The sequence below is a fragment of the Thiocystis minor genome (assembly GCF_016653465.1).
Taxonomy (GTDB): Bacteria; Pseudomonadota; Gammaproteobacteria; order Chromatiales; family Chromatiaceae; genus Chromatium; species Chromatium minus.
In genome coordinates this window covers 18,762-31,381 of record NZ_NHSQ01000196.1, presented here as the reverse complement: position 1 = coordinate 31,381, position 12,620 = coordinate 18,762, and the positions used below count along the sequence as shown (strand labels likewise).

At 62.5% G+C, this 12,620-nt stretch carries 13 protein-coding genes; 10 read left to right on the top strand and 3 right to left on the bottom strand.

From position 1 onward, the window contains the following. From CCR95_RS24680 to CCR95_RS24665, 4 genes are all read left to right on the top strand, one after another. Nucleotides 1–776: chemotaxis protein CheA (locus CCR95_RS24680; RefSeq protein ID WP_201099351.1), on the top strand; the 776-nt coding region annotated here is incomplete at its 5' end. After that, nucleotides 763–1,632 (top strand): CheR family methyltransferase, encoded by an 870-nt coding sequence (locus CCR95_RS24675; RefSeq protein ID WP_201099349.1) that lies wholly within the window; start codon nt 763–765, stop codon nt 1,630–1,632. The genes CCR95_RS24680 and CCR95_RS24675, both read left to right, overlap by 14 nt. Nucleotides 1,633–1,668: 36 nt before the next feature. Further along, on the top strand, nt 1,669–2,265 hold the full coding sequence (locus CCR95_RS24670) for a chemotaxis protein CheD (protein WP_201099347.1): 597 nt from the start codon (nt 1,669–1,671) through the stop codon (nt 2,263–2,265). Nucleotides 2,266–2,282: 17 nt separating this feature from the next. Next, complete coding sequence (locus CCR95_RS24665) at nt 2,283–3,395, top strand: protein-glutamate methylesterase/protein-glutamine glutaminase (RefSeq protein WP_201099346.1); 1,113 nt, start codon at nt 2,283–2,285, stop codon at nt 3,393–3,395. Nucleotides 3,396–3,564: 169 nt separating this feature from the next. Here CCR95_RS24665 and CCR95_RS24660 read toward each other — a convergent pair whose 3' ends face one another. Continuing rightward, nucleotides 3,565–5,181 (bottom strand): methyl-accepting chemotaxis protein, encoded by a 1,617-nt coding sequence (locus CCR95_RS24660; protein WP_201099344.1) that lies wholly within the window; start codon nt 5,179–5,181, stop codon nt 3,565–3,567. Between the two features lie 219 nt (nt 5,182–5,400). Then, nucleotides 5,401–5,997, bottom strand: coding sequence for a YfbR-like 5'-deoxynucleotidase (locus CCR95_RS24655; protein ID WP_201099342.1), 597 nt, complete (start codon nt 5,995–5,997; stop codon nt 5,401–5,403). Nucleotides 5,998–6,115: 118 nt separating this feature from the next. Here CCR95_RS24655 and CCR95_RS24650 point away from each other — a divergent pair, with 118 nt between their 5' ends. Continuing rightward, complete coding sequence (locus CCR95_RS24650; RefSeq protein WP_242523483.1) at nt 6,116–7,957, top strand: AAA family ATPase; 1,842 nt, start codon at nt 6,116–6,118, stop codon at nt 7,955–7,957. A 104-nt stretch (nt 7,958–8,061) separates the two neighbouring features. After that, the gene (locus tag CCR95_RS24645) at nt 8,062–8,793 is read left to right on the top strand and encodes a putative metalloprotease CJM1_0395 family protein (RefSeq protein WP_201099339.1); all 732 of its coding nucleotides are present in this window, start codon (nt 8,062–8,064) and stop codon (nt 8,791–8,793) included. 34 nt (nt 8,794–8,827) lie between these two features. Here the strand turns inward: CCR95_RS24645 and CCR95_RS24640 are convergent, their stop codons facing one another. Further along, nucleotides 8,828–9,022: a YjfB family protein gene (locus CCR95_RS24640; protein WP_201099338.1), complete on the bottom strand. Its 195-nt coding sequence runs from the start codon at nt 9,020–9,022 to the stop codon at nt 8,828–8,830. Nucleotides 9,023–9,332: 310 nt separating this feature from the next. Here CCR95_RS24640 and CCR95_RS24635 point away from each other — a divergent pair, with 310 nt between their 5' ends. The 4 genes from CCR95_RS24635 (at nt 9,333) to CCR95_RS24620 (ending at nt 12,373) form a co-directional block, all read left to right on the top strand. Then, a complete protein-coding gene (locus CCR95_RS24635; RefSeq protein WP_201099337.1) occupies nt 9,333–9,653 on the top strand; it encodes a hypothetical protein in 321 nt (106 codons plus the stop codon). A 71-nt stretch (nt 9,654–9,724) separates the two neighbouring features. Next, nucleotides 9,725–10,009, top strand: a complete 285-nt coding sequence (locus tag CCR95_RS24630) for a PilZ domain-containing protein (protein WP_201099336.1) — start codon at nt 9,725–9,727, stop codon at nt 10,007–10,009. A 32-nt stretch (nt 10,010–10,041) separates the two neighbouring features. After that, nucleotides 10,042–11,052, top strand: coding sequence for a hypothetical protein (locus CCR95_RS24625; protein ID WP_201099335.1), 1,011 nt, complete (start codon nt 10,042–10,044; stop codon nt 11,050–11,052). 109 nt (nt 11,053–11,161) lie between these two features. After that, nucleotides 11,162–12,373 carry an HDOD domain-containing protein gene (locus CCR95_RS24620; protein WP_201099334.1) on the top strand — a complete coding sequence of 404 codons (1,212 nt, stop codon included), beginning with the start codon at nt 11,162–11,164 and terminating at the stop codon, nt 12,371–12,373. The last annotated feature ends 247 nt before the right edge of the window (nt 12,374–12,620 follow it).

The following is a 12,620-nucleotide window of genomic DNA, read 5'->3' as shown; positions in this document are numbered from 1 at the left end:
CCGGGCACATCGTCATCGAAATCGAAGACGACGGCGCCGGCCTCGACCCCGCGCGCATCCGCGCCAAGGCCGAGGCCAAGGGACTGGTCAAACCCGAGGAGCTGCTCAGCCGCGACGACACCCTGCGGCTCATCTTCGCCCCCGGCCTCTCCACCAAAGAGCAGGCCACCAATCTGTCCGGGCGCGGGGTCGGCATGGACGTGGTGCGGCGCAACATCGAGGCGCTGCGCGGCACGGTCGAACTCGACAGCGTCCTGGGCGAAGGCACCAAGGTCACCATCGTCCTGCCGCTCACCCTCGCCATCATCGAAGGCTTTCTGGTCGGCGCCGGGCGCGACCAATACGTCATCCCGCTCGCGCAGGTCGCCGAATGCGTCGAGATGAACGCCCTCGAAACCCTCAAGCGTCATGGCGAACACTACATCAACCTGCGCGGCGAAGTGCTGCCCTTCATCCGTCTCACCGACCTCTTCCAGAACGCCGGCCAGCGCACCGACGGTCAGCGCGAAAGCCTGGTCGTGGTGCGCTTCGGTCATCACAAGGTCGGGCTGGTGGTCGACACCCTGCTGGGCGAATTGCAGACCGTCATCAAACCGCTCGGCAAGCTGTTCGAGCGCCTGCGCGGGGTGGCCGGCGCGACCATTCTCGGCACCGGGGACATCGCGCTGATTCTCGACGTGGCGGAACTGGCCGCCATCGGGCAGGGCGCGCGTCCACCGATTCATCAAAACTCCGCTCTTGCTGGACGCACGGACGCAACCTATGTGGACACCTGACACGCTGATCAAGCCGCGACCGACCAAGGCGGAGCCCGAGCCACTCGTCGAGGCGGTGCCGCTCTCGGAGGATGACTTCGAACGTTTTCGCCGTTTCATCCATGACCGGGCCGGGATCAGTCTGACGCCGCATAAGCGTCAGATGGTCAGTTCGCGCCTGCAGCGTCGACTGCGGCATCTGGGTCTGCGCAGTTTCCACGCCTATCTTGAGTATGTCTCCGAACCGAGTCAGGACCGCGAGCGTCAGCATCTGGTCGATCTGCTGACGACCAACGAGACCTATTTTTATCGCGAGCCGGCGCATTTCGAGTTTCTGCTGAAAGACATCCTGCCCGCCTATCGCGGCAGCCCGATGCGGGTTTGGAGCGCGGCCTGTTCCTCGGGCGAGGAGGTCTATACCCTGGCCATGGCGCTGGCGGAAGGCTTGGGGATGGGCGACTGGCGGATCCTGGGATCGGATATCAGCTCACGGATGGTGGAAGCGGCCCGTCAGGGGCTGTATCCGCTGGATCGGGCCAAGCGGTTGCCGACGGACTGGCTGGGTAAATACTGTCTCAAGGGTGTGCGTTCGCAGGCGGGCAATCTGCTGATCGACCCGCGTCTGAAGGCGCGGGTTCAACTGGAGCAGCGCAATCTCAAGCGTCCCCTCGCCGACGGGGAGCGTTTCGATGTGGTGTTTCTGCGTAACGTCCTTATCTATTTCGACATTCCCACCAAACAACAGGTCATCGATGGCCTGACCCGCGCGATCCAGCCCGGCGGCTATCTGTTCATCAGTCATGTGGAGTCGCTGCATTCGCTCAAGACGAAACTGGAAATGGTCCGGCCTTCGGTGTTTCGTAAGCCGCTGGACTGATCAGGACTCCATGGAACATCAGGCTCCACCGACCCCATGCCGCCAAGCGCCGACAACCAGATCCAGAAGCGTTTTCTCCATCCGGGAGAACACTATGTCACCCGTGAGCCGATCATTCTTTCGACGCTCCTGGGTTCCTGTGTCTCGGTCTGTTTGTTCGATCCGGTGGCGCGGGTGATGGGCATGAATCATTTTCTGCTGCCGACACGCAATGCAGCGGGTCGCGAGCCGGTGATCGCGTCGGATGCCGGGCGCTATGGTCTCTGGGCCATGGAGCTTCTCATCAACGGTCTGTTTAACCTGGGCGCGCGGCGCGAGCATCTACGCGCCAAGGCCTTTGGTGGCGCGAATGTGCTGAAAAGCTCGGTCGAGAATCTCCCCGATCGTTTTGTCATCGGGACGGCCAATGTCCAGTTCGTGCGGAATTTTCTGGAGAAAGACGGGATTCCGCTGGTCGCTCAGGATCTTGGTGGTGAGGCGGGACGACAGATCCACTTTCATGGCGCCGATTTCTCGGTCTATCTTCGCCGCATCCCCAGGCGCAACGCGGAACAGATCGCGGCGGAGGAGCGTGCCTATTTGCAGCGTGCCCTGCAGGCCCAGCAGCGTCCCGTGCCGGCGGAATTTTTTTAGAGGAAAAGTGACGCACGATGTCTCAGGTCAATGTCTTTATCGTCGACGACTCGGCGGTCGTCCGTCAGGTGCTCACCGAACAGTTGAATGCGATCAGCGGTATTCAGGTCATCGGTTCCGCCCGCGATCCCATCTTCGCCCAAAAGATGCTGGAGAAGCAGTGGCCCGATGTCATCGTGCTCGACATCGAGATGCCGCGCATGGATGGCATCACCTTTCTGCGCCAATTGATGAAGGAGCATCCGACGCCCGTCATCATCTGCTCGACGCTCACCGAACGCGGGGCGGAGGTCACCATGCAGGCGATGAACGCTGGCGCGGTCGATATCATCGCCAAACCCAAGGTCGGGCTGCGTCAGTTTCTGGAAGAGTCCAGAACCCTGCTCGGCGATGCCATCAAGGGCGCGAGTCATGCCCGGATGGACAAGATGGGTTCCGCGCGACGTTTTGCTCCGGCGGCGGCCCCGGCGCCCAAGTTGACCGCAGAGGCCGTGGTCGCGGAGCGCGGTTTCAAGCCGCTGGCCGAGACCACCGATCGCGTGGTCGCGATCGGCACCTCTACCGGCGGCACCCAGGCGCTCGAATATGTGCTCACCCGACTGCCCCGCACCGCGCCGGGGATCGTCGTGGTCCAGCACATGCCGGGGCAATTCACGGCGGCCTTTGCCGCGCGTTTGAATGGGCTGTGCGAGATCGAGGTCCGCGAGGCACGCAATGGCGACCGCGTGATCGCCGGGCTGGCGCTGATCGCGCCGGGAACCGATCACCTGCTGCTGCGCCGCAGCGGCGCCCAATATCGGGTCGAGGTCAAGAACGGTCCGCTGGTCAGCCGTCATCGCCCCTCGGTGGATGTGCTGTTTCGCTCGACTGCGCAATCGGCTGGACCGAACGCCGTCGGCATCATCATGACCGGCATGGGCGATGACGGCGCGCGCGGGATGCTGGAGATGCACGAGGCCGGCGCTTTCACGGTGGCACAGGACGAGCTGACTTGTATCGTTTACGGAATGCCCAAAGAGGCGGTAAAACTCGGCGCGGTCGACGCTGTGGTGGGATTGCCGCGGATTCCGGAGATTATCGTGCAGGCGCCTTCGCGACAGGGGTATCTCCGGTCTGCCGGGCATTCATAAGTCGGGAAACTCTCCCGAAAGACCGTCAACGGAAGCCCAAACCGTGCATGCTTGGAACAGGACAATGCGGCTAAACGTCGAAATATTTTAGCTTTGCAGGCTGTGCAACCGGCATGTCTCGACCACGAATCCCACGCCAGGTTTGACGCCGGTTGCACAGCCTACACAGTCAAACCCTGAAATGCCCCACCAGTTCCTGGAGTTCCGCCGCCAGGCGCGCCAGTTGTTCGGAAGCGTCAGTGGTCTGACGCGCGCCCTGCGCATTCCCCTCGGCGGCATCGGAAATGCTAGTGACGTTGCGGTTCATCTCCTCGGCCACCGCGCTCTGCTCCTCCGCGGCGCTAGCGACCTGCGTATTGACATCGTTGATGGTTGTCACCGCCGCCGTGATGTCATCCAGCGAATGCTCTGCCTCGGCGGCGCTCTTGCGACTGGACTCGGCGTATTGTTGGCTCTCCTCCATCACGTCGACCGCGCGGCGGCTGGCGTTTTGGAGCCGTTCGATCATCGCCTGAATCTCCTGAGTGGAGGTCTGGGTACGGTTGGCCAGTGAGCGTACCTCGTCGGCGACCACCGCGAAGCCGCGACCCGCCTCACCGGCGCGCGCGGCCTCGATGGCGGCGTTGAGCGCCAGGAGATTGGTCTGCTCGGCGATTCCCCGGATGACGTCCAGCACCTTGCCGATTTCCTGGCTGTCCTTGCCCAGCTCGCGAATCACGTCGGCCGCCTTTTGAACCTCCTGGGCGAGCTGCTCGATCCGTTCCATGGTACCCGATACCACATTTTTACCGGCCATGGCGGCCGTGTTCGCGACATTCGTGGCGTCCGCACCCTGCTGGGCGCTGTGGGCGACCTCCTGGGCGGTGGCGCTCATCTCGTGCATGGCCGAGGCGAGTTGATCGACTTCGTTGCGCTGGCGGGCGACGCCAGCATTGGTCCGCTCGGTCACGTCCGCCAAATCCCCCGCCGCTTGCGCGAGCTGCGCGGTGGACTCCAGGATCCGTCGGATGAGATCGCGGAAGTTGTCCATCATGGAATTAAAAGCGGTGGAAGCGCGTCCGATCTCGTCGCGGCCCGCGATCGGCAGACGGTGCGTCAGATCGCCATCGCCATGAGCGATGCCATCCAGACCAAGCGTCATCTGCTGCATGGGGCGGGTGACGAAGCGCGAGGTGAAAAAATAGAGAAACAACAGGACCGGCACGCTGAGAATCGCCGCCAGACCAAAAATTTTCAGGCCGAACAGACGGACATTGGCGTTGACGTCATCCAGGCTGATCTCCATGCTCACGGCCCCCAACACCCCATCGACCGGGGCGAGCGCATGGCAGGAGGTGCAGTCCTTGCCCAGATAATCCTTGCGGGCAAAGGCCGGAGCAACCGCGCGCAGGATGGCGCCGTCATCGGAGAGACTCAGATAGGCTTCGCCAGTCTCCAGCACGGCGCGTTCGATGTCGTCCCGCGGTTTTTCGTCGTCGGTGCCCGGGCCGAACTGTTTTTTGACGTTCTCGCCACGCAGCACGCGGAGATCCTTGACGTTTTGCAGTTCGATGATCTGACTGAGAAAATCGGCCCGCTTGTGGATGGTCCCGTGGAGCATCAGGGTGGTCAGACCGGCCAGGGTCATTTCGTGCAGCGTTCCGGTGAAGGCTTCGGCCTGCTCGATGGCGGTCTGGCGCTGCTCCTGCGCCGCCCAGAGGATAAGCCCCGTCCAGGCCGGCATCAGGATCAGCCACATTGCCCCGACCAAGCGCACCCAGATCGGCAGGTCATTGATACGTCGCATATCGGTTCTCGCGTGTCGTCGCCATTGCGGTCAAAAGGAGCCGGTCCAGGCTCTCCAGGACACATCCTGGCGTACCCTGTTGATGGTTGCTCGCAGCATTGCACCACCGGCGTCCGGCCATGGAGCCGCCGGGTTTCCCGCCGACTAGTTTGAACTCATTTCAGGGGTCAGCCAAGACCGCAAGGCGTCTGATTTTAGCCGCCGATCATGGGTGGCGATTCAGGGCGATCCTTCGAAGAGCAGGCGATTGTCCGCCCCGGCATCGCCGCGCATCCGGGTGTAAAGATCCTCTGCCTGCGACCAGTCAAGATCGGCGAAACGCAGCCGCGCCTCGGCGATCTTGTCGTGGAAGGCGGCTTCGGATTTTTCCGCGACCACGGCCGCGTGGCGTCCGATTCCTTCCTCGCGGATGAAGAGACAGCCGTCCATCAGGTCGGCGAGCTTCACGATGAACGCCAGCGCCGATCCCTGGAGCGCGGTTTTCAGCTCGGCGATCTCCGGGGCGATCTCCCGCTCGATGCGCGCGAGCGGATCGGCTTCGCCGGCGATCTCGGCGATGCGCCGTTTGAGCGGGGAGGGGAGGTCGCCCATGAGCAACTCGGGGGCATCATGGGTCAAGGCGTATTCGAGGACGCGCAGGCGCGTCTCGGCAGGCAGGCTGTCCCCCAGGATGCGTCGCATCAATTCGCGGGCGATCATGGTGACCAGATAATGATGTTCGGCCAGGGTCTGATTGCGCGCGCAGCGCACCGAATGCCAGCGTGTGACATGCCCGGAACGGGCAATATCCTGCATGTTGAGGCGCAAATCGTGCATGGTATCGACTCTGAGCGAAGGTGCCGCGGCACGGGGCGAATGGCTTGATGAGCCTGGTCGCGGAGTGTAGCATCAGCTTCCTAATTCGTCCGAAATGCTTGAATCTAAAACTGAAATTATGTCTTTTCCTCCTGATTGCCTGGCTCGACTCAAGCTGCGTCAGCCGCCATTCGATGCGGTTCCCAGCGAGGAGTTTCTCTACAGCGATCCGCTGCTGGAGAGTTTGATCGAAACGGCGGCCAGGGCCTTGATCGCGCCGGGGGCCATCGTCATTCTGGCGGGTGCGAACGGTTCGGGACGCAGTATTCAACTCATGCGCCTGCTTGGCGCCTTGGGGGATAACTTTGAATTCATTGCATTCCGCGGCCGCGCCGGCATCCCCTTCGCGGCGGTCGACGCCACTATTCGCGGTCATCTTCGCGCCATCGGTCTGGATCATCCCGCCCGGTCGGTGAAGGACTTGCTGGCGGAACGCAGTCGCGCCGGGGTGGCGCTGGTGCTCGCCATTGACGATGCACATCTGATTGGCATGGAGATCGTCGAGCGATTGCTGCGGATACGCTCCGAGATTCTCGAATTGAACGGACGAGGCCTGCGCCTGATTCTGGTCGGCGATCCCTCTCTGAATCGCGGGCGCCTGCCGCTGGGCGATCCGGCGGACGAGAATCAGGTCGTGCGTCTGAATCTGCGTCCGCTCAATCTCGAACAGGCTGGCGCCTATCTGCGTCATCGCTTGCGGGTGGCGGGCATCGAGGATCCGGAGACCTTTCTGACCTCCGGCGATATCGCGGTTCTGCAAACCAGCAGCAAAGGCATCCCCGCGCTCCTGAACGCCAATGCGAATGCCTGGCTGGCCCGCCGCTGCCGCAGCGTCAATGGCTTTAAGCAGGCGATCGCCGGCAAGCTCGGTCATCTGGCCGGTCCGTCCGGCACCGCGGCGGCTCGCGTCGAGCCGAGCGGCGCGCGGGAGGCGAAGGACGCGGCCGCAGGCCAGTCCGAGCCGGCCTCGATGAATCCAGAGGGAATCCTGGATCTGTATGACGAAGACGAGCGCGTGACGCCAATGGATACGGAATTGTCCAGGTTTCTCGTCCATGAAGATGCGCGGGAGGAGACCGCCGACTTCGAGCAGGTGCTCCGGCAGATCCGCAGCCATACGCTACGTTCCGAGTCCCAGCCGACAGAGGCGCGCCAGCCGACCCCGGAACGCGGGCCGGGTTCTTCGGGGGGGAAGGCCGCGGTGCCGTACTGGAGTCAACGCTGGTTTCTCCCCGCCATCCTCGGCAGCGTGGTCATATCGATTCTGGTGCCCGTGGTCTTGCAGCTCGAGGATTCCTCGCTCAGGCTCCCCATGGAGACGCCGGGGCAAGCGGGTTCCGTGGCGGCGGTCGAGCGGGCTTCCGGAGATGTTTCCGGTTCCGCCATCGATGCGGATCAGGCCCGGCCGCTGACTCCCGTGACGGACGCCCCGACGATGGCGCCGGTGGCGGCTGTCAATGCGCCCGCGGCCGAGTCCACTGCGGGAGAGGTCGTGACTCCGAGCCCGGCTCCAGCTTCGGCGCCGGTCGACGCGCGCCCGAACCTCTCGCGACCGCCGGAGCGGACGCCCGCGTCCGAGCCTGAGCCGAGCCCGCTGTTCCAACCGATGCCGACGCCACGATCGGCCGATCCCGAAGCCGAAGTCGAAGCCGATCAGGAATGGCTCCTGCGCCAGGATCGCGGCCGCTTCACCATCCAACTGGTTGCCGCTCGCAGTCTGGCGGTCGCGCAGGGGTTTATCGCTCCGCATGATCTGGAAGGCATTCATTTCATCCAGACGCGTTCCTTCGCGATCGCGCTGGCCGGCAGTTATCCGAATCGGGCAGAGGCGGAAAATGCCTTACCCGAGTTGCCTGCTGGTGTACGCGCAAATGGCCCCTGGATCCGGACCATCGGTTCAGTGCTGGATTCGCAGCGTTGATGGCATTGACTCTCGGGCGTTTTGTGTCGTTGTCGAGGACGCATTGGCAGTCTGAAAACGGTTGACGGGCTACACTTGGGTTGGGGCAACGCGAGGTTTGGCTCATGGAGATCCACTCCGCCATCAATTCGATTCCATTCGGTATGCCGCGCCCGGCTGGCCCGACGCCGCCGGTGGCGGACGAGCGTCCTGCCGATCTCAAGGGCGATGACCTCGCGGCCGGCGAGGTGTCCACCGCGGAGGAGGATCCGCGTCAGCGCCCGGAAGCGAGCGACTCCGCGCTGGAACTCACGACGGACGAGCAGCAGGAACTGCAACTCCTGAAACAACGGGATACGGAAGTCCGCGCCCATGAGCAGGCGCATATCGCCGCAGGCGGTCGCTATGTGACCAGTTCCGCCAGCTACGATTATCAGACCGGCCCCGATGGACAGCGTTATGCCATCGGCGGCGAGGTGGGAATCGATACCTCAAGCGTGTCGGGAGATCCCGCGGCCACCCTCGACAAGGCGCGCGCGGTGCGCCGTGCAGCCCTTGCTCCGGCCGAGCCCTCCGCGCAGGATCTGCGGGTGGCGGCCTCTGCGACGACCATGGAGACTAACGCGCTGCACGAACTGATGCAGTTGCAACGCGAGCAGCCGGTCGAGCGGCCGGGAACCGGCGAGGAGGCGTTAAAGAGCGAGGAGGCGAAGGCCGACACGCCGGTTGACGGGAGTCAAGCCGGCCGAGAGCAAACCGGTCAGCCGAACGGTGCGGGTGCCCGTGAACGTCTCGAACAGAGGATTGCCGGCTTTTTCGCCGATCCGCCGACGGAGGTTTTCAGTCAGTTCGCTTGAACAATCTCGGAAGCTGAACCCAGGTCGACTGGACTCAGGCCGTGATATTAATGTTGCGTCCGACGTTGTCGGGTAATCCCTGCCCAGGCGTCGCTGCCGGCTCGGTCGGCAGCAGGGCGGTGACCGTTTCGGCCTGCATGTCGAGCGATTTTTTGAGCACGGAGACCGCGCTGGCGTTGGCCGTTTGGTTGGAGAACATCGCATTGGCGGTGCTGGGGGTACCTGCCATTGAAGAAACGTCCATGGTGTGGCCTCTTCAGTTGTCGACGCGGGCAGCTGGATCGCCGCTCCGCCAGAGTGGGAAACCCGCTTCCTGTGCATCCGGTTGGCGGCAGGACAGGAGCGGAAATCAAACCTTAGTTCGAAGTTTAGACGAATTGGCTGTCAATGACCGACGAATGTAGCACAAACTTGAGCACTCATTCGCTGGACGCTGCCAGACATGCCTCCGCATTCAGACGGGGCGATGCATTCGGGATCGCTTTAGTTTCCTGTGTCCGGGCCGTTACGGAAGTTGATCCCTAATGGAGGAACAACCGATGATGCTTGACAGTGACGTTTCCTTCTCCTCATCCGGCGCGACCGCGCGAGGCCCGAAATGGCGTCTTTCTCCGGAATTGGTGGTGGGTTTTCTGCCGGCTTTTCGACATCGGTCGAGCGGTGAGGTGCGGTTGTGTCAATTAACTGACGGTTGCATTGCCCGTGCGCATCTTCTGGACTCCCTGCCTGCTCATTGGGTTGCCGAACGCGATTGGGATGGTCGTCCTTCGGCGCTGGTGGCGTCCGTGGAGCCGGGCTATCTGCGCGGCGATGCCTTTTGGCGACTGGAGGATCTCGCGCATCCCGGTCTGGATGGCTGATCGGCATGACAGGCGAACTGGCCATGATGTTTCCCGTGAATACGGGAATTCCCTGTTGGTAGAGGACGAACATGGACTCCGACAAACGTCGACATCGGCGTCTTCCCATGGAAGTCGAGATTGAGTTGCATCGCGCCGGTCAACCGATGCGGGTGGTCCAGACCGAGGATCTGAGCGCTGGCGGGGTCTTGTTGATTCTGGATTCCGTCGACTATCCGCCGCTCGGAACGCTGGTTCAGGTCCGGGTGGTCGGAACGCTGGGCGAAGGCGAAACTCCGCCCATGGTCGATGCAATGGTCGTGCGTCATGCGCCCGCCGGGGTTGCGGTCCAATTTTCCGACGACACGTTTTTGTAACCCGCGGACATCCCTGTCCGTTGCGAGGTGTGATGATGTTGCTTCCATCCGTCGTCAGGTTACCCCCATCCGCGGCGCAGCGGCCGGTTTCCAGCCCGAATCAGGAAATCGCTCGGGCCACTGTTCGCCCGCCAGTCACGCCCTCCGCGCCGCCCAGTGTGCCGGCTGGGGCCGGCGATCTTACCGCCCAGATTGAAGCGAGTCTGGAGCAGGATCTCGACTACCAGATCCTGCGTAAATCCTTCGCTCTGGATGCGCGGGATTCGTCCCGCCGAGCCTCGGACGGTGCTTTTGCGGCCAGAGTCGATCCGCCTGCCGGGGCTGCCGCCACTGGCGGGCGTTCGGCGATGCTGGAGGCGCGGATAGGCGACGGTACCATCGCGACGGCAAACGCCGAGTTGCAGGTCTCCTGGAGCCAGGTATCGAGCGCCCGCTTTGAACTCAGCGCGAGCAGTCTCGATTCCAGCCTTGCGCTCCAATTCCAGAGTGCTCAGCGCCAGACGTTCCAGATGGACCTGCGCTCAGGCGAGACCGCCGCCGTGCAGATGGGCGATCCGCTGGTGCTGGATCTGTCCGGTCGGGGAATCGCCACCACTGGCGTCGAGGCCGGCGTTCAGTTCGATCTGACCGGCGACGGCCAGGTGGAGCAGGTGAGCTTCGTGACGGGCGATAGCTGGTTCCTGGCCCTGGATCGCAATGGCAACGGCCAAATCGACAACGGTCTGGAACTGTTCGGCGATCAGAGCGGCGCGGCCCATGGCTTTGCCGAATTGGCCCGCTATGACGGCAATGCCGATGGCGTCATCGACGCTGGCGACGAGGTGTTTTCGCAACTGCGTCTGTTCCAGATCGGGAGCGATGGCGTCCAGACGCTCAAAACCCTGGAGGCAGCCGAGGTCACGGCGATCGAATTGGGCTATCAGAATACCCGCAAGGCGCTGAACCTCTACGACAGCGTGGCCCAGGTCGGCCAGTTTCAGCGCGCCGACGGAAGCACCGGCGAGGCGTCCGACGTGTTGTTGGGATACCGTGCGCTCGCTTGACAGGGCATGCGTTTCCTCTTGGATGCAATTGACGACGAGGCATCGGTTTGCGCGCCGATGCTGCTAGACTTAGGGATGACACCAGATTTGTCCATCCAGGAATCCAGCGATGCTGCAGACATCAGAGGTTCTGTCTCTACTGACGGAAATCGACCCAATTCGGGATCTTTCGGAAACCGTCAGAGAGGAATTATCCAAACAGTGCAGTGTTGGCGAACTCGCCCCGAAAAAGCGGATTCGTCTGACCGATATCGAAGGCAACCGGCTGTTTCTTGTCGATGGTCATGCGGTGCGGCTGACGAATGGCGTTGGCGAACGCCTGGAAAGTTATCAGGGGCTCAGCGACCCGATCGATCTCTTCAGCGAGGCCAGCGGGGCAGGGGATTTCGTCATCACGGAGACACCCTGCATCGTGCTCAGGATTCCGGTCTCGGCCCTGGATTCCGCGCTCAACTCCAGCCTTCAAGTCAGCGACATCGAACTCGATTCAGCCGAGGGCGAGTTTCTCGCCGAACTCTATGAACTCATCACGAGCAACCGGCTGGAGCTTCCGGCAAGGCCCGAGGTGGCCCTGAAGATTCAGGAACTCACCAATGACCCGGATGCCGGGGCAGCGGAACTCACCGAGGTCATTCAACGCGATGGCACCATCGCCGGCGCACTGCTCCATGCGACCAACAGCCCGCTGTTTCGCGGCGCGAAAGAGATCCAGTCGGTGCGCGATGCCGTGATGCGCCTGGGCTTTCGCAATACCCGGATGCTGACGACCAACCTTGCCTTGCGACAGGCCTTCAAGGCCCGCAACGAGGTCACCCGAGAGGCCATGAAGGCGGTCTGGACCGACGGCGTGCTCTGCTCGGCGTACAGCTACCTCCTGTCCGATACACTCAAGATTCTCAATCGAGAGCGGGCGCTGCTGGCGGGATTGGTGTCCGGAATCGGTGCGGTGCCGATCATCCAGTTCATCGAGATGCGGGATCGCAATCCGCAGCTGGCCCGCATCGAATCGCTGATTGCCAAGCTGCGCAGTATTACCGGCGTGCTGGTGATCAACTACTGGGGGCTGGGCGAGGATCTGGTGGCGGTCGCGGAGCAGTCCGGCACCTGGGAGTATCGAGCCGATGAGCCCGATTACGCGAGCGTGACCACCGTGGCGCGCTGGGCCTTTCTGCAAAGCGAAGGCCGGCCGCATCCGGATGCCGCGGACGTTCCGGCGTTCGCGACCCTGGGCCTGCCGGTCCCGCCGCCTGGAGAGCCGATTGCCCAACTGGCGGGTACCGAGAAGACGCTGGAGTCTCTGAAATCGATGTTCGCCATGTGAGACTTGCCACAACGCCTATCGTTCTGGACGCAGTTTAGTAACGAGTAAAATGTAAATTAAACAATGGCAACGAATACAATCGTTGTCGTCATCAATGAGATGATAGCGGTCAGGATTTTCCCGCGCCTCATGGTTTCGCTGTCCGAGCGTTGTCAGCATCGAAACGCTCCGAATCAACGACAACGACAACGACAACGAAAGCGACAAAGGTATTCGCTAATGGACTTGTTTAGCTTCTTAATGAGCC